19 protein-coding genes are annotated in these 17,898 nt (G+C 32.6%); 3 read left to right on the plus strand and 16 right to left on the minus strand.

The window, feature by feature from the left end:
• Positions 1–3: 3 nt before the first annotated feature.
• The 3 genes from ACFFGL_RS00485 to ACFFGL_RS00495 are packed head-to-tail and all read left to right on the plus strand — an operon-like array spanning position 4 to position 2,822.
• The gene (locus ACFFGL_RS00485; protein WP_309729269.1) at positions 4–528 is read left to right on the plus strand and encodes a TrmH family RNA methyltransferase; all 525 of its coding nucleotides are present in this window, start codon (positions 4–6) and stop codon (positions 526–528) included.
• A 13-nt stretch (positions 529–541) separates the two neighbouring features.
• Positions 542–1,633, plus strand: coding sequence for an AI-2E family transporter (locus tag ACFFGL_RS00490; protein ID WP_309729271.1), 1,092 nt, complete (start codon positions 542–544; stop codon positions 1,631–1,633).
• Position 1,634: 1 nt separating this feature from the next.
• Complete coding sequence (locus ACFFGL_RS00495; protein WP_309729273.1) at positions 1,635–2,822, plus strand: THUMP-like domain-containing protein; 1,188 nt, start codon at positions 1,635–1,637, stop codon at positions 2,820–2,822.
• Here ACFFGL_RS00495 and ACFFGL_RS00500 read toward each other — a convergent pair.
• Genes ACFFGL_RS00500 through fabG form a run of 16 tightly spaced genes read right to left on the minus strand, consistent with a single transcriptional unit; the run spans position 2,819 to position 17,898 of the window.
• Positions 2,819–4,093: a phenylacetate--CoA ligase family protein gene (locus tag ACFFGL_RS00500; protein ID WP_309729275.1), complete on the minus strand. Its 1,275-nt coding sequence runs from the start codon at positions 4,091–4,093 to the stop codon at positions 2,819–2,821. The genes ACFFGL_RS00495 and ACFFGL_RS00500 overlap by 4 nt on opposite strands.
• Positions 4,094–5,764, minus strand: a complete 1,671-nt coding sequence (locus ACFFGL_RS00505; protein ID WP_309729277.1) for a C45 family autoproteolytic acyltransferase/hydolase — start codon at positions 5,762–5,764, stop codon at positions 4,094–4,096.
• Complete coding sequence (locus ACFFGL_RS00510) at positions 5,757–8,180, minus strand: MMPL family transporter (RefSeq protein ID WP_309729279.1); 2,424 nt, start codon at positions 8,178–8,180, stop codon at positions 5,757–5,759. Before ACFFGL_RS00510 ends, ACFFGL_RS00505 begins: the two co-directional genes overlap by 8 nt.
• Positions 8,180–9,364 carry a DUF2062 domain-containing protein gene (locus tag ACFFGL_RS00515; protein WP_309729281.1) on the minus strand — a complete coding sequence of 395 codons (1,185 nt, stop codon included), beginning with the start codon at positions 9,362–9,364 and terminating at the stop codon, positions 8,180–8,182. The genes ACFFGL_RS00510 and ACFFGL_RS00515 overlap by 1 nt, the downstream gene beginning before the upstream one ends.
• A 23-nt stretch (positions 9,365–9,387) precedes the next feature.
• Positions 9,388–9,750, minus strand: a complete 363-nt coding sequence (locus tag ACFFGL_RS00520; protein WP_309729283.1) for a hypothetical protein — start codon at positions 9,748–9,750, stop codon at positions 9,388–9,390.
• A 2-nt stretch (positions 9,751–9,752) separates the two neighbouring features.
• Positions 9,753–10,376: a LolA family protein gene (locus tag ACFFGL_RS00525; RefSeq protein ID WP_309729285.1), complete on the minus strand. Its 624-nt coding sequence runs from the start codon at positions 10,374–10,376 to the stop codon at positions 9,753–9,755.
• On the minus strand, positions 10,369–11,142 hold the full coding sequence (locus tag ACFFGL_RS00530; protein ID WP_309729286.1) for a polysaccharide deacetylase family protein: 774 nt from the start codon (positions 11,140–11,142) through the stop codon (positions 10,369–10,371). Before ACFFGL_RS00530 ends, ACFFGL_RS00525 begins: the two co-directional genes overlap by 8 nt.
• A complete protein-coding gene (locus ACFFGL_RS00535) occupies positions 11,136–12,215 on the minus strand; it encodes a beta-ketoacyl synthase chain length factor (protein WP_309729288.1) in 1,080 nt (359 codons plus the stop codon). Before ACFFGL_RS00535 ends, ACFFGL_RS00530 begins: the two co-directional genes overlap by 7 nt.
• Positions 12,212–13,405, minus strand: coding sequence for a beta-ketoacyl-[acyl-carrier-protein] synthase family protein (locus ACFFGL_RS00540; RefSeq protein WP_309729290.1), 1,194 nt, complete (start codon positions 13,403–13,405; stop codon positions 12,212–12,214). Before ACFFGL_RS00540 ends, ACFFGL_RS00535 begins: the two co-directional genes overlap by 4 nt.
• A gap of 2 nt (positions 13,406–13,407) precedes the next feature.
• Positions 13,408–13,659 (minus strand): phosphopantetheine-binding protein, encoded by a 252-nt coding sequence (locus tag ACFFGL_RS00545; protein WP_309729292.1) that lies wholly within the window; start codon positions 13,657–13,659, stop codon positions 13,408–13,410.
• Positions 13,656–14,264, minus strand: a complete 609-nt coding sequence (locus ACFFGL_RS00550) for a hypothetical protein (protein WP_309729294.1) — start codon at positions 14,262–14,264, stop codon at positions 13,656–13,658. The genes ACFFGL_RS00545 and ACFFGL_RS00550 overlap by 4 nt, the downstream gene beginning before the upstream one ends.
• Positions 14,261–15,403 (minus strand): beta-ketoacyl synthase N-terminal-like domain-containing protein, encoded by a 1,143-nt coding sequence (locus ACFFGL_RS00555; protein WP_309729296.1) that lies wholly within the window; start codon positions 15,401–15,403, stop codon positions 14,261–14,263. The genes ACFFGL_RS00550 and ACFFGL_RS00555 overlap by 4 nt, the downstream gene beginning before the upstream one ends.
• Positions 15,404–15,405: 2 nt before the next feature.
• Positions 15,406–15,834: an acyl-CoA thioesterase gene (locus ACFFGL_RS00560; protein WP_309729298.1), complete on the minus strand. Its 429-nt coding sequence runs from the start codon at positions 15,832–15,834 to the stop codon at positions 15,406–15,408.
• Positions 15,824–16,267 (minus strand): hypothetical protein, encoded by a 444-nt coding sequence (locus ACFFGL_RS00565; protein WP_309729299.1) that lies wholly within the window; start codon positions 16,265–16,267, stop codon positions 15,824–15,826. Before ACFFGL_RS00565 ends, ACFFGL_RS00560 begins: the two co-directional genes overlap by 11 nt.
• Before the next feature lies 1 nt (position 16,268).
• Complete coding sequence (locus ACFFGL_RS00570; protein ID WP_309729301.1) at positions 16,269–17,162, minus strand: LpxL/LpxP family acyltransferase; 894 nt, start codon at positions 17,160–17,162, stop codon at positions 16,269–16,271.
• Between the two features lie 4 nt (positions 17,163–17,166).
• Complete coding sequence (fabG, locus tag ACFFGL_RS00575) at positions 17,167–17,898, minus strand: 3-oxoacyl-ACP reductase FabG (RefSeq protein WP_309729302.1); 732 nt, start codon at positions 17,896–17,898, stop codon at positions 17,167–17,169.

The raw sequence follows: 17,898 nt of genomic DNA on the forward strand, positions 1-17,898 counted from the left end.
GTTATGAGTACCCAACGTACGCACGATTCTTCACCGTTTTCAGAAAAAAAATTTCCGATTATTTTAGTCGCAGAAAATTTACAAAGTCCTGCAAATATTGGAAGTCTTTTTCGTTTAGCAGACGCTTTTCAAATTGAAAAATTAATTCTCTTCGGAAATAATGTCGATTTGTCCAGCAACCGATTGCGAAGAACAGCGCGTTCTACGGTAAATTTTGTTCCGCATGAAATTACAGAGAATCTTCAACAAACCATTCAGCATTATGTAGCGCAAAATTATAAACTGTATTGCTTGGAAATTACCGATAAAAGTATTCCGCTGGAAACTATTGAATTAGCTGAAAATGAAAAAATAATATTGGTTTTAGGCGAAGAAAATTTTGGGGTAAATAAAGAAATTTTAGACCAAGCAAACGCAACGGTTCATATAAATATGTTCGGAAAAAACAGCAGCATGAATGTGGCTCAAGCCGGCGGAATTGCGCTTTACGAAATCACAAAAAAATTACTCGCTTTCCAAAAGAAATAATACCTTTATCCGCGTGAATTCAAAAACCTTAGCATCCGGAATTTTAAAAGCAATCGGTATTTTAGCCGGTATTTTGCTCCTGTTGTATTTCTTATGGGAAATTCAATCGGTGCTTGTTTACATTGGTATTGCTAGTGTAATCGCTTTAATTGGAAGACCTGTTGTTATTTTTCTAAAAGATCGACTTCGATTTCCCAATCAGCTTGCGGTTATTGCTGTTTTAATTTTAGTTTTAGCAGTTTTTGTAGGTCTTATAGGCTTATTCATTCCTATAATTGTTGAACAAAGTAGGAATTTAAGTCAGATCGATATTGAAGCTTTTAAAAACGATTTAAATGTCTTAAATGTTCAAGTTCGAGAATATCTTGGCTTGGAAGAACAAATAAATATTGTTGAAGGTTTACAGCGTACAAGTTTCATTAAAAACTTCGATTTAAAGTTAATCCCGAATTTTCTGAATATGGTTTTTGGCGGATTAGGAGCTACTTTTATCGCCCTTTTTTCGGTACTTTTTATTTCCTTTTTTCTACTGAAAGACAGTAAATTAATGCTGAATAGCGTGTTGGTTTTTTCAAATGTGGGAGAAGAAGAACGTTTCAAGCGAGTTTTCAATAAAATTAAAATTTTACTTTCCCGTTATTTTGTGGGTTTAACGCTTCAAATTTTTGTGCTTTTTGTGTTATATACCATTTTGCTCATCATTTTTAAAGTCGATAATCCTATCGCGATTGCGTTTATTTGCGCATTTTTAAATATTGTTCCGTATTTAGGACCACTTTTCGCCGGAATATTAATGATGCTTTTTGTGATTTCAAGTAATCTTGGCGCAGATTTTTCAACAATAATTTTACCGCGTTTACTATATGTTTTGGCAGGATATTCTATTGCGCAACTTATAGACAATTTCATTAACCAACCGCTAATTTTTGGTAAAAGTGTAAAATCGCATCCGCTGGAAATATTTCTAATTATTTTAATCGCTGGATTAATGTTTAACGTTGTCGGGATGATTGTCGCAATTCCGGTTTATACCGCTTTAAAAGTAATTGCAAAAGAAGCTTTTAGCGAGTATAAAATCGTAAAAAAACTGACAAAAGATTTGTAAAATGCTTCCGTTGGAATTATTAAAACCAGAAGTTCAAGCGTTTATTAAAGAGAATGAAAACGAAGATATTTCTACCTTGGTTTTAAAAGGAAGTCCGTTTCCTGAAATTTCCATCCAATTAATCGCTCAACAAATTAGCGCTCGAAAAAAAGCTAAAACCAAACTTAAAACTTGGTATAAAACCGATCAAATTTTATATCCTAAACTTTTAAATTTAGAACAAACTTCTTCTGAAAAAACAGCGGCTTATAAAAGTGAACTTGTTTCAGGAAAAACATTAATCGATCTTACGGGTGGTTTCGGAATCGATTCGTTTTATTTTTCAAAAAAAGTAGAACACGTTATCCATTGTGAATTAAATACAGAACTTTCTGAACTTGCAAAACACAACTTCCATAAACTTTCTGCTACAAAAAATTGTACGTTTTATGCGGGAAACGGAATAGAATATTTACAAAAAACAGATACTGATTTTGATTGGATTTACATCGATCCTTCTCGTAGGTCTTCAGTAAAAGGAAAGGTTTTTCGTTTAGAAGATTGCGAACCCGATTTGCTTAAAAATCTTCCGTTATTATTAAAAAAAGCGAAGCAAATTCTCGTAAAAACTTCTCCACTACTCGATCTTAGTTTAGGAATTCAACAACTCAATGTTGTAAAAGAAATTCATCTTGTCGCAGTTAAAAATGAAGTAAAAGAAATTTTATGGATTCTAGATGAAAATATTTCAACTGAAGAAATTAAGCTGAAGACTATAAATTTAGATGGGAAAAACACCGCAGATTTTGAAGGTATTTTTCAAGAAGAAAAAAAATTAGCAATCGAATATTGCAATCCGTTAACTTATTTATTTGAACCAAATTCCGCTATAATGAAAAGCGGTTTATTCAATTCTATTTCAGAAAAATTAGAAGTTTTTAAACTTGCAAAAAACAGTCATTTATATACTTCCGAAGAAAAAATAAAATTTCCGGGAAGAAGTTTTAAAATCTTAGAAACTGTCGATTTTAATAAAAAAAATATAAAATCGCTTCAACTTTCAAAAGCGAATATTACCACACGAAATTTCCCACTATCGGTAGAAAAAATCAGAAAAAAATTCGGAATAAAAGACGGCGGAAATACCTATTTATTTTTTACAACCTTAGCAAATGATAAAAAAGTCTTACTGGTTTGCGAAAAAATTTAGCTTCGTTTATCGATAAATCGAATCGGTTTTCTAGAAAGCGGATTAAAAATTTGTTGCTGAATTTTTTCTTCTTCCTCTAAAATAATGTTCGGTAAAACCCGCAATTTTGCACGTAAATGTAGTTGTATTTCTTTTTGAATTTCTTGAGCAGTTTCCTGCGGAATAATAATTTCTAAACTATCGGTATTTAATTCGTTAGTAGAAACTTGCACTAAAAATAGCTGTAATTTTTCAAAATCGGTTAACGCATTAATAATCTGTTGCGGATATAAACTGGTTCCTTTAAATTTTATCAATTGTTTTTTTCGTCCTAACAACGTACTAATTCGGTTTCCATTTTTTCCGCATTTACATTTTTCAGTAATTTTTCGAACCATATCGCCAGTTTTGTATCGCAATAAGGGCATCGTTTCAATTCCTAATGTGGTTATGGTAAGTTCGCCAATTTCTTCATTCTCAACAGGATTATCATTTTCATCGAGAATTTCAGTATAAATTAATTCTTCCTGAATATGATTTCCTTGATGAAATGAACATTCAGTAAACGCGGTACACATTTCGGTTGAAGCATAGGTTGAAAAAAGTTCAATATTCCACTTTTCTGTAATTTTTTTCCCTAAGGTATTCAGTTGAAAATTTTTATCACGAATGGGTTCACCAATACAAATTGCGGCTTTTATGGCAGTTTTATTACAATCGATATTATTTTTTTCGGCGAAATCAATCAATTTTAATAAAAAAGAAGGAACCGCGACTAAATACGTAGGTTGAAATTCTAAAATAGAATTCCACTGCAATTCAGGAACGCCGGAACCTAAACGGATAATTCCCACGCCAATTTTTCGAAGCCCTAAAAAATACGCAAGTCCCGCGATAAATTGCCGATCGAGCGTTGTGGTGAGTTGAACGATGTCATTTTTTGTAATTCCTATTTGCTGAAATGAATTTTCTTCGTTTTTCGCTAAACGTTGTAAATCGTTTTCATTTAAAGCGAAAGTAACCGGTTTTCCTAAGGTTCCCGAAGTAGTTACATAATCGATGATTTCACTATTGGGAACACATATAAAATCTGAATTATGGTTCGCTAAATCATTTTTTGAAGTTACCGGTAATTCCTGAAAATTTTTTAAATCGAAATTCTCTATTTCAATTCCTTTTTCTTGAAAAATGCGTTGATAATAAGGTGAATTTTCAGCAATATATTTCAACTGCTTTTTTAGCAAAATTTGCTGCTTTTTCTCCCAATCGTTATGTTTAGTTATGTTATTCATTTAGAGTTTTCGGTAACTTTTTTTCACGTATTTTTTTAGCATTTTTCTATCGGGAACAGTGGTAACTTCACGTCGCAAAGCTTGTTTAAAATTAATGATCGCTTTTTTATAATTTTTTTGTTCGTAATAATATTTACCGACTAAAAAATGAGTTTCCCAAAATTCAGGATTTAACTGAATAAAATGCGCTAATTTTTCTGTAGAAATGTCTTTTTTCTGCTGAATCGCTTTCTCTATTTCAGGTTTTAAGCTTCTAAATTCTTCATACTTTTTATAAGCTTCAGTATTCAAAAACGGATCTTCTTGAATTGTTAACGAATCGATCGTCCAAATTTTGTTTTCATTATTAGTTTCTGAAAATACTTCGTCTAAATCATAGGCAATATATTTCCCAAGTTGATACGGATTTGTAGAAACCCAAACTTGTTTTTCTTCGGGTTTAAAAATGATGCTGTGATGCGCTAAGAGTTGGTTAATCGCTAATTCATTTCCGTAGCCTAATTTTTCACCATCAACGCCTTTTTTATCGCGTAAAATTTCTACAGCTTTTGTTGGTGTTAATTTATTTTCTTGCCGAATTAATTTTTCCATTCGGTTAAAACGCGCCGTTGTATGACTGTTTGCTATGGTTTTTAAATTCCGTTTATCATCAGCAAATGCTTCACTTTGAAAGTGGTTTGAGCAACTTAAATGATTGCTATTTTCAACTTCATAAATTCCGAAATTATTGGGAGAAACTTCAATTAAAATCGCTTTTTTGTCGCTCGCACTGGAAACCATAATCGATTCTGAAACAAAAACTTCTTTTCGTTTTGCAATTTCAATAGCTTCATCTATTGTTTTTGCGTATTGTAAAATCTCACGCGTTACTAAAGAAATTGGCGTTTTCGCCAAGAGCGGAATTTGAGACTTTCCCGCATTTATGGTTACGGTTAATCCGTATTCGTTCATTCCGCTAACCGCGCCAATAAATCCTGGCCACGTGTACATCATAAATTTATGACCTTCGGTTGGATTGATAAAAGCGATTATTTTTTCTTCTGAAAATTGATCTCCCGCGTAAAAATCGAAATTTCTTCCCACCAATAATTGTCCATCGCTCGTTTTTTCATCCCAAGCGGCGAAAGAAGTGCAACCCACTAACATTAAATCTTGTAACGCGTGACCAATATCGTGCGCGCCGTGTAAATACAAAGAACGCACGTAAGGCTTCGCAAATTCATCATACGTATGAAGATTGTAACGTGAAATTCCGTAGATTTCTTCTTTAAATTCTTCATTTACGTGCAAATATAATTTTCGGTTATACCAAGCGATTATTTTACTTAAAAATTTTTGATAAGAACCTGAATTTACGTGTTCAAAAATTTTATCCATAAACACGCGTTCCTGCTTCTGGATAAGCTCTTCGCTTAAACTTCCAATCGCATAACCGCGTTCCAACGGATTTCCTTCAACATATAATTCCCACAAACCTGAATCATTTTTTTTTAAGCTGTTATTTCCGATTTGAAAGTGATTTGCAGCAATTTTAATTCTCTTAGGAAGCGGTTTTTGTAGTTCGGTTTTATGGGGTAAATCGTTTAGCGATTTTTTTACACCACAAGCTTGTAAAAGCAATCCTAAAAAAAGGAGGTAAAAAACTTTATGATGGAGTAAAAATTTACGCATGCTTTTTCATTAAAATTTTGAAAATAAAAGGTTGCAATGCAAAGGAAACCAAAACTGCGGTTAAAATACCAATAATAGAAATTAACGCGATGGAATGTAATGCTGGATGCTTAGCAAAAATTAACGCGCCCATTCCCAACAACGTAGTAATTACCGATAAAATAATTGAAGTTTTATGCGTGGTTAACGCGCATTCTTTATTTTTTAATTGTTGACGCAAACCATTGGTCATAAAAATACTATAATCGACTCCTAAACCAAAAATAAACGTTGAAATGATGATATTAAAAATATTAAATTGAATTTCCAGTAAATACATCATTCCTAAAGCGATAATCCACGTAATTCCGATAGGAAATAAGGTAATAATACTCAGTTTAAAATTTCTATAGAAGAGCAACAAAATTAAAAATACTGCGGCAAATGAATACCCTAAAAGGGAATTAAAATGCTCTTTTAATCCGCTTAACAAATCTTGATTAAAACCTTGACGATCAATTATTTTTAGTGCTTTGTCGTTCTTAAATTCAGCTTTAAAATCATTTATTTTTTCTTCCTCTAATTTCACCGAAGAAATTATGGTGTAAAAATCTTGGGCTTTATTTGTGGAAATAAATTCATCAATAGAAAGTGTTTCAACCTTTCGAAATTCTTCTAAAGAAATCGGTGCATAATTTTTCCCGATAAGTTCTTGAAAACCTGAAAAAGCTTTGGCGTTTAACCCTAAATTTTTACCGGTTTTATTAATTTCTTCAATTAAATTTTGTGTATGGTTTTCATTCCAAAAAGAATTCCAACGTTTAATTTTTTTGTCTTGAATGTTTTCTGGCAAAACCACCTCTCCTATTCCACTATAGGAAAGAATTGTTTCCTTATTTTTTAACTTTTCTAAACGGTTGGCAAGCGTTTTATTTGCTTCTAAACTTTCATTAAAACTGTTTCCATATGCAATTACATACAAAGTTTTTTTATCTTGAAATGTAATGTCTGAAAGTTGATTTTTAGCTGCTGCTAATTCTTCAGGTTCATAATTTAACGTGGAAAGATCTTCGTTGAATTTCACTTTTTGAAATACAAATAAACCAAATATAAAAGCCGCAACTAACAAACCGATTATGATTTTAGAACGCTCAAAAGGATAACTCGCCAAGCGATCGAATATCGTTTTAGAAGCAACTTTTTTTACAGCCGATTTTTTGTACAACTGCGGAATAATTACCAAAGAAAAAAATGCGGCAAAAACTACACTAATTGCGGCGAAAATTCCCAAGTCGTTTAAAGCTTTGCTTTTTAAAAACAATAAACAAATAAACGCTGTTGCCGTAGTTAAACTACTCATTATTATTGCAATACTAACTTCTTTATAAAGTTTCTTTATATTTTGATGATTGCGATAATGGGTTAACACATGCAAACCATAATCAATAGAAATTCCTATTAAAACCGCGCCAATTCCTAAAGAAATTAATGAAATTTCCTGTTGAAAAAAATAAATAAATGCCAACGCGGTTAAAGCACCCAACAAACTCGGGAGAAATAAAACAAATGGAATATAAATTTTTCGATAGAAAAAAATTAAAATTAGTAGTAGAATAAAAAAAGCGATTCCAACCGTAAACTGAATATCGGCCTTTATTTGTTTGGCATTTGCTACGCTATAAAAAACCGAACCGAAAAGTGAAATTTTAACCGAAGTATGCTTTTTCGCTATATTCGATGAAATTTCGGTTAATTTTTCTACTAATAATTCAGCTTTTTCAGCATTCGTATTTTCGAAATTTGGGGTGAGAAAAAGCAAAAGATTTTTACAATTATTGGCGAATAAAAAATTTTGATAAAGCTCGTATTCTTCACCAACGCGCAATTGTTTAAATTTATTCAATCCTAAAGAAGTGATTTGTAACGGATCATTCAACGCGTATTTTTTTGTAAAAGATCCGGCCGGAGAAAGTAAACTTTTATAAATTCCTTGTAAACGATTTTCTACACTATCTTTTGCTAAACGCTGCTCAATTATTTTATAATCGTTTTCATTTAAAAAGAAAGGTAAATTTTGCTGCACAAAATTGTACGTTTCATTCATTTGTGTAGAAGAAACTTTTCCTTGAATTTTCTTGATTAACGAATCATTCGCAAGGTTTGTAAGAAATTCTTCCGCTACAGAAACCAGCGAATCTTTATTTTTTTCTTCCGAAGAAATATTTACAATAATTTTATCTGAAAAACTTACGGTTTTCAAGATTTCCTGCATTTCTTCAGCTTGTTCATTGTCAGGAATTAATGCGGTAATATCTTCTTTAAAATGAAGTTTAGAAGCTGAAAAACCAAATACAATAATTAACAACAGAAAAACGACTAAACTTGCCATTTTTCGCTGCTGAATAACGTGATATAACTTAATGAAAAATCGACTCATCAAGAAGGTTTTTTCGATTTATCGCTCACTAAAAAAACAAGGTAAAAAATAAAACCAATTACTAACGCGGCTATAATTGCGAGCGCAAAACTCCCTAGCAAATATTGTTTCATCTCCAGTAAACTTGCCAATGCATTTTCAATATTGGTAAACGAAAAATGAAATGCTGAATTGTTTCCCAACATAAATCCGCCCAACTTATAACTCGCATACACAATAAACGGAATAAATGGCGGAATACTTACATTGGAGAATAAAAATGCCACAACTTTATTCAACTTAAAAAGTTGTGCTAAAAAGAAAACCAATAACGTCTGTAAACCCCAAAATGGTGAAATCCCTATGAAAATTCCTAATGATATTGCCAAGGCTTTTTTATGTGGCGGTTCTTCTATTTTTAAAATGTCTTCTCGCCAAATTTGCTTTCGCTTTTTTTGCTTTAATTCCTTAAATCTTTTCTGTGGAATAATGAAAATAAAGGCAACAAACACAAACCAAATATTCAGCAACGTAATTCTTACAATGTCTATAAATGGGCGAAAATGACTTACGCGTTCATCTGGATCATACAAAACCTGAACGGGAATATTTTTCACTTCAATTTTACGCCAAGAAGCTTTTACTATGACTTCTATTTCAAACTCGAATTTTGGTGTAAAAAGTTGCATATTATTTACCACTTGAAGCGGATATAATCGGTAACCACATTGCGAATCTTCTAAGTTTACGCCAGTTTCAATATAAACCCACCAACTGGAAAATCGGTTCCCAAAACTGTTCTGTTTTGGCACATTCGGTCCGTCCATTTTTCGAGAACCAATCAGCAAAATTTCTTTTCCGTTTTGGCGCTCCAATTCATTTAAAAAAACGGATAAATCTTCAGCAAAATGTTGGCCGTCAGAATCTATAGTAATGGCAAAATCATAACCTAATCTTCCGGCTTGTTGAAAACCAAATTTTAAAGCGCGACCTTTTCCTTTATTTTCTTGAAAGTGAAATTGTGGAATTTCTTTAAAATCTTCAAGTATTTTAACCGTAGCATCTGTAGAACCATCGTTTACTACAATAATATTTGAAGTAAACCGCTGAACATCACGAATAACACGAGCTAAAGTTTTTTCGTTGTTGTAAGTCGGGATTAACACACAACACTTAAACGTGTCAAATTTTTCTTGCAATTTCATAGTTTTAGCTCGTTGCGGCAAAACTACACTTTTTTACATACAAGTTTAACTTTTGCATAAACCTCTTTTTGGGAAACTACTTTTCCTGTAATTTCATAAGTTTGGTCAATTTTTCGAAATGTTGAATCAAGTTGAAGTTCACTTACAAGCGTTGGCTCAATGGTCTTTAAAAATTTTACGTGGCTTAGCTTACTAATTTGAAGTTTTTCTTGAAAAAAATGTTCGGCTTCTTTTTTAAAAAAATGTACTAAAATAACGCCGGGAAGAATGGGTTTTTCTGGAAAATGACCGTCAAAAATTTGATGTTTAGCGGTTAATTTAAGAATGGCTTCTCCTCTATCTTCAGAATAATTTCGAGATTTTATTACGTATAAATCGCTTAACATTTTTAAGGAGTTTCAAAAATAGAAGAATTCATTTCAGGATTCATTTTAACTTCACTGAAGCTAATAATCGTTTCATCTCCGCCAGATTCGGTAAGTTGAATTTTACTTATTAAATAACGCTCATCAAAATGCATTTTTATTTCGGTAAAAATATCTTTCAGCTCTTTTTCTTTCGGAATTAAAATTGCAAAATAATGTTGTTGATTTTGATAATAATTTACCTTAAAACTATCGCTTTCTAATAATTTTCCGGTAATACTATTCGATAATAATTCGCTAAGTTGCTTTAATAATTTATTGGAATTCGCATCGATTTCTTTTGTTTTTCCGTTTTCTGAAATTAAAATTTTTCCGCTTAAAAAGCGAATGCTATATTCAAACGGACTTTTATACTCCCATTTAATTTGGGAAGGTTTTTTGTAGAAAAAATTACCTGAACTTTCCACATCATCTTCCATTACTTCCATCGATTTTAACTGACTGAAATTTCCCTTTAGTGAATGTGTTTTCTGAACTACAGCTTGAATATTGGACTTCAATTGCTGTGTTTCTTCAGTAGAAAGCGATTTTTGTCCGAAACTGAAGAATGAACAGAAAAAGGAAAGTAATAACAGTTTTTTAAGCATAAGCTGAAATTTTAAATAAGTGATTTACAGTTACCGATTGTAAAGATTTTTCTTGCAGTAAAATCAATAATCGCTCCAAAATTTCCGGCGTGTGTTGTTGTGTGTCGTGCAATAAAATAACATCGCCCGGTCGTATTTTTTTCTGAATGTTTTTAAAAATAAAATCTGGGGAAGAAAAAAGCGCATCAAACGAACGAATACTCCAACCTACCGGTTGAAGTTCTGTTTTACGTAAAGCCTTTTTTATATTTGGATTGCAAATTCCGAACGGCATCCGAAATAATTTCATATTAATTTTGGCAATACTTTTGGCGGCTTGATTACAACTTTCTAATTCACGTTGTATATATTTTGAACTAAAAAATCCAATATTTTTTGCGTGTGAATAAGAATGATTTCCAACCGTGTGACCTTCAGCAATTATTCTTCTAAAAATTTCAGGATTTTCATCAATTTTATGGCCGATACAGAAAAAAGTAGCTTTTGCGTTATACTTTTTTAAAATATTTAGAATTTCTAGCGTTTGTGGCGCTGGTCCATCATCAAAGGTTAGTGCTATTTCATTTTTAGGATGATTTTTTTTTAGATGTAAAGCCTTAAAAAAATAATTCAATCGCACATTTGTGGCACCGATTAACGTAATAAGAAACCAAAATAATAAAAGTAGTAATGGCGTAAAAATTGGCCAGGAAAACAGGACAATTAAATAAATATTTCCTGCCAAAAGCAGTAAAAAAAAACTATTTACTACTTTAAATTTTAGCATTTTTCAAGTACTATAAAACTATGATTTCTACCGTGATATTGGTTGTATAATAATATGTGCTGAATCGGTTTCCTTGCTTCTATTTTATTTAATCTACAATTTTCTGGAATCGAATCATGTTTTAAAATATGAGCGCCAAGCCCAAAGCCCACGGAAGAAGCTGTATAAAATTCACCTGTCAAGTGTTTGTAATAAAGTTGCGGCATTTCAGGAAAAATTTTTTGTTCCATTTCTTTGTAAAATTCATCATCAGTTACATCGCCATTTTTTCCTAGAATTACGGCATCAATATCATTCTCTGTCAACTTATTTTCACTTAAAAATAAATGAATTTCCTCTTTTAGACTAGTTAACTTTAAAAAATTAAATGTAGTTAAAGCGGTTAATTCTGCATAAGATGCTGCCTTTTTTTCAGTAGAAATCACAAAAAAACTGGCTCCTTCTCCAGCGATACTTCCGGTAGTTTTATAATTGAGTAAATTTATATTCTTAATTTCCGACTCTTTTTTTACTTGTCCGTTTAATTGCTGTAAACCAATGGTATTTAGCGAAATCTCATCTATTCCTCCGACCAAAAAATGCTGATGATCTTCAGCACTATTCATCGATAATTGCGCGTCAAATAAAGCGCTTTCAAACGAGATGGAACCTTGTACAAAGGTAGAATTATAAACTTTTGATTGCAATTGTAACGCAAGTTGACCGCCAACTGTATTATGAGTTGATTGAATAAATTTTGTAGGCGTTAATAATTCTTCATTTTGCTCGAGTAAATTTTCTAAAAAAATATCAGAATCCTGTTTACAACCCATTCCCGTTCCGGTAATAATAGCATCAGGTTCTGTTATTTTTGCATCTTCTAAGGCTTTTTTTGCCGCTACACTTCCCATTTTTACGGAAGAAGACATGCGTCGCATGGTTCCTTTTTTAATGTATTTTTCGTATTCTGAAAACTGGCAGCGTAAAACAGGCGTATTAAATTCACTTACTGTTGAAACCAACGAATTTTCTCTTGGAGAATAATATTGCGCTCCGAGCATTCCTATACCGTTAATATAGCATTTTGTCTTCATACCGCTTTTGAAAATACTAAACTCGAACAATTTCCTCCAAAACCAAAAGAATTCGATAAAACGTGGTTAATTTCTTTGGAATAAAATTGACTTTCCGGAGAGAAATTTAAGCTTTCAATAGGCGTTTTAAAATTTAAATTCGGAAAAACACACTGATTTTGCAATGCTAAAACTGAAAAAACCGCTTCTAGAGCTCCCGCAGCGGCTAACGTATGACCGGTAAACGATTTCGTGGAACTTAAAGCAGGAATATTATTGAAAATTCGTTTTAAGGCGATTCCTTCACTTAAATCGTTATTTAACGTAGCGGTTCCGTGGGCGTTTATATAATCAATTTTGTCAGGAGCTAAATTTGCACTTTCCAAAGCTTTTTTCATCGCTAAAAAAGAACCTTCGCCTGTTTCTGAAGAAGCAGTTTGATGGTGCGCATCGTTCGCATTTCCAAAACCACTAACGTAAGCTAAAATTTTTTTATTTTGTTTTTTTGCCTGGTTTTCGGATTCTAAAACCAAATATGCTGCAGCTTCGCCTAAATTTAAACCATTTCGGTGTTCATCGAAAGGTTTGCATAATTCTTCAGAAAGAATTTTTAAGCTATTAAATCCGTTTAAGGTAAATTTTGAAAGACAATCGGTGCCGCCAACCAACACATAGTTTGCAGTTTTATTTTGAATAATTTTTGCACCTGTTAAAATTGCATTCGCTCCCGAAGAACACGCCGTACTTATTGTAGTCGCCAGTTTATGAATTTTTAAATATTCAGCAATCGAATCGGTTGTAAAACCCGGATGTTGCGCTTCTATATATTTTGTTGCTGTTTTCTTTTCAGAAAAACTGGAATAGAATTTTTCGGTAAAATCCATTCCGCCAACGCTCGTTCCGTTTACAAAGGCAAGTTTGTTGTCGGGCAAATTTATATCGGCTTGTTGCAAGGCTTCCTTTGCTGCAATACAAGCTAATAAAGCTGCACGTGTAAAAACCTTATCGGAAGAAATATGAAGTAAATCAGCCAACGTTTCATTACTTTTTTTAATTTCTCCACAAGGAAAATGATCTTTATGTCGCGTTTGAAGTTGATGTAATTTCCCGATACCGGAATTTCCTTGTCGCAAGGAATTGAAATTTTCTTCAGCAGAATTTCCGATCGCGGAAATTGCCCCAATTCCTGTAATTGCAACACGGTTTTGCATCTTTACTGGTTATTTTCAATAAATGTAGCAAGGGTTTCTACGCTGTAAAACACTTCTTTTCCTTTTTTAGGATCGGTTAATTTTATGCCGTAGTCTTTTTCCAGAAGAACAATTAACTCTAAAGCGTCTATCGAATCTAAACCGATTTCATCTCCAAAAAGTTCGTCATTATTATCGATTTCTTCCGCAGAAATATCTTCTAAATTAAGTTGCTCAATAATTTTTACTTTCAGCTCTTCCCTTAAATTGCTCATTTATTATAAAATATATTTTCCAAATTTTCTTTAGTAAAAGGTAATGTTCCATTTTTTGAAACAAAAGCCAAAAATACATTATATCCTTCGTTATTCAAATCAATCCAACCAGAAATGGCTGCGGAAGCTTTTTTTGAATTGAAAAGTTCTTGTACATAATCGGTTAAATATTCAGCATTAAATTTTTCTTGAATGAAAAACGTGTTTTCACTCTGTAATTGATGCCGGATTGCGAGTTCTCCCATTACAATATTGGGCAAGGTGTAGACAAAAACAGCCGGAGATGGAAAATATGCCTCTTTATTCTGAATAGTTTGCTGATGTTGATAATCGGTATGCAAACTGGATTCACTATTTTGAAAAACCAACGCAGTATCTGATGGAAATTCTTGTTCGAGCTTTAAAAATTCAACCGCGATAAAACCCAATTTTGAAAGGGAATCCATTTTATGAAATTTCGGATAGCTAATTTCCAGACTTTTATAAGATTTTTTGAGTAAACTTTTAAGCGTTCCGTTTACCTCTTCGACAACTTTTTTATCACGATGATAAAGTTGTTGATCAGTAATTTTTACAAAATCGGTTATGTAATAGTTTTCCTTCAAGCGTGATTTTTTTCAAAAATAATGGCATAATTACAACCACCAAATCCTGAAGCGGTTTTTAAAGCAATCTTCAGTGGTTTTTGCTCATATTTTTCGGTAATAGTTAGCGGTTTCGTTACGCCATTTTCGTAATACCCCAAACTTTTATAAAGTTCATTATGTTGTAAGGCATGTTTTACGATAATCGATTCAATTAAAGCCGAAGCACCCAAAGTATGACCGTAATAGGCTTTTAAGCTATATAAGGGTTTTTCGGCTAAATTTAACTGATGAAAAGCAATTGCTTCCATTTCATCATTAAATAAAGTCGCTGTTCCATGAGCTGAAATAAAATCAATTTTTTCAGTTGAAATATTGGCTTCAAGAAGTGCATTTTTTACACTTTTTTGCAAACCTTCGCCGGTTCTGGAAGGACCCGAAATATGATTGGCATCGTTTACTGAAGCTTCTCCTAAAATTTTTATAGCGTTTGTAGAAGTAGCTTTTTTTTCAAGTAAAACAGCTGCCGCTGCTTCCCCAAGATTGATTCCGTTTCTATTTTTTGAATAGGGTTCGCAAATTTTATTGTCTAAAGCTTGAAAGGAATTGAAACCCGATAACACAAATTCAGATAAAATATCGCCGGCAACTACAATAGCATTTTTATATTTTTTGCTTTGTAGCATTTTTTTTGCAACTCCAATAGAAAGCGCACCGGAAACACACGCATTTGAAACTACAATCGGTTCATTTTTAAACTGAAAATACTCTTTAATTACTCGTGCTAATTCAAATAATTTTACACGTTTTTTCGGAAAACCAGATTCATTTTTCAACAAATCAATATTTCCTTTGGTTGTGGAAACTACAAGTAGCGTTTGTGAAAAATCGGTTTCTGGATGCTTGGCTACTAATTTATGGATAGCCAAAATCATCATTTGTTCCAATTTGGTAAACTCCTTAATGTTGGCAATAGAACTGAAACGTTCAGCTAATTTTTCAGAAGATATTTTTGCGCCGTAAAAAGGAAAAGGTGCTAAATTTTCATCGTTTATAGGTCGAATCCCGGAAATACCTTTCCGTAGGTTTTCAATATTCTCTTCCGAAGAAAAACCTAAGGGACTAATAATTTCATCGTCTGTAATAAAAACCGGATCCATACTTACAACTTATGCTTTTCTTTCCACTTTTTAAAAAAATCTGGTGTGTTTAAAACGAGTTCTCTGTTTTCATCTACAAAAACCTGAGTGGTTTTACCCGTGCAAATTAATTGGTCATCCTGATTTCTAATCACATAAGAGAAAATTAATTTTGCCGCTAATGAGTTCACAAAAGTGGTTTCGATAATTGCGGTATCACCATATTTTAAAGGGTGTTTGTGTTTACATTCAAAAGAAACAATAGGCGTGCCAAACCCCATTTTCTTTACATCGAGATAAGAGAACTTATGTTGACTGCAAAAAGCTTCGCGCGCATCTTCAAAATACAATAAGTAATTTCCGTGCCACACGATCTGAAAGGGATCGCAATCGCTAAAACGAACTTTTGTGTGATGAATATGTGATAAATTGTTTGTAGAATTAGCCTTCATGGTCAACAAGATATGTTTTTATTTCAGCGCGTGCGATAATTTCTTCCTTTTCATTTTTTATCGTAACTACCGAATCTCTTATTCCCGCAATTTCATGCAAATTTTTAATGGTAGATGTTATGGTAGAATTTACACGCGGAAGTTTATTTATTTCAGCAGATTTTATGGAAACAATGTAACCGATTTGTGGTTTTCCGTTAGTAAGTTGCTTCGCTAAAAAACCACTTTGCAAGGCTATACTTTGCGCCATATATTCTAACAAACCGGCTTCCGAAAATTTATTTTCTTCTACTAAAATATTATTTGGTTCAATTTTTAAAGCGGTAATCCCTTCTTCTGAAGAACAGGACAATAGAGAACTCACCATAATAAAGGGTTCTTTCTGCGGAATTAATTTTTTAATTTCTTCTAGCGTATGAATAGGAAGTTTCATCTTAATTCTTCAGTTTTTCTTTTTTAAAATCTGCCCAATAATCGTAAAAATTAAACCACTGGTTGGGATATTTTTTCACCATTTCAGTTAAATTATCAGTATACAATTTTAAAATTTCTTTCTCTGAATTTATTTCCGTTTCGCAAGGTCTGGCATATAAATGATAATGAAATCCTTTTTCACGCATAATATGAACAAATAAAACCGGACGCTTTTTTTTAGCTACTAATTTAAACGGACCGCTAAAAAAATCTGTTCTCTTTCCTAAAAATTCTTGGGTTAGAGATTTTCCTTCTCCGCTTCTATCTGCTGCAAACACCAATAACTCATTATTTTTTAAGGCTTCATTTATTTTAAAAATATGCGATAAATCTTCTTCAACCACAATTAAATTTAAATTGGTTTTTCCGGTAACCGATTCTAAATATTCCTTGATATTTTCATGCTCCAAATCGGTGACCACCATATTTATTTTCGCAGGATTTTCAAGGGTTTCAAAAAATGTTCTTGAAATATTAAAGTTACCGATATGCGCTGTAAATAAAATTCCGCCTTCGCCTTTTTTTAATAAATTTTCGATGTGATGCACGCCATCAAATTCATAGGTGAATTTATCTCGATGCCCTACGGTAACCGCAATTCTATCGATTAAGGTTTGCCCAAAAACGTAATAACTTTTAAAAATTTGGAAAAAAGAACTTACTTTAGAATAGCCCAAACGTCTATGGAAAAAAACAAAAATACTTTTAGAAGCTTTTGGAGCAGAAAATACAAAATAAGGAACCGGCAAGCACAATAAAATATAAGCGGCACGTAAGCCAAAATGTTTAATAAAAAACACAAAAACTTTGAGTCCGGAAACGGTTCCTCTGGATTTTCCTTTCCACTCAGCCATAGATTTAGGTAGGAATTCCGCCGTTAATATTAATGACTTCTCCGGTAATATAAGCTGCCTTTTTGGAAGCTAAAAAACAAACCAAATCGGCTACTTCTTCCGGTTTTCCAAAGCGATTTATCGGGATTTGCTTTTTCAGTTCCTTTTCGTCTAAATCTTTGGTCATATCGGAACTTATAAAACCAGGGGCAACTGCATTTACGGTAACTTTTCGTTTGGCAACTTCTTGCGCCAAAGCTTTTGTGGCACCAATTAAACCTGCTTTTGCCGCAGAATAATTGGTTTGTCCTGCTGTACCAATTACACCGGAAACCGAAGAAATATTAATAATTCTTCCGTAGCGATTTCTAAGCATTTGTTGAATAAAATAATGCGTGACATTATAAAAACCGTTTAGCGTGGTTTGCAAAACCTTGTTCCAATCTTCGGTAGAATTCCACATAAATAAACCGTCGGCAGTAATTCCGGCATTATTAACAATGACTTCTATTTTTGCATCCGGATTTTTTTCTTCCCATTTTTTTAATACTTCTGTAGTTTCTTCCGCGTTAGCGACATCAAATTTTAAAAGATCACATTTTACCTTGAAACGTTCGATTTCTTGCTGTGTATTTTCTGCGGCTTCCGTATTATTTTTATAAGTTAGAAGAATATTATAGTTTAATTCTGAAGCCAATGAAATTGCAATTGCTTTTCCAATTCCTCTTGAACCGCCAGTAATTAAAGCATATTTCAT

The organism is Mesonia maritima (assembly GCF_042433895.1).
GTDB lineage: Bacteria > Bacteroidota > Bacteroidia > Flavobacteriales > Flavobacteriaceae > Mesonia > Mesonia maritima.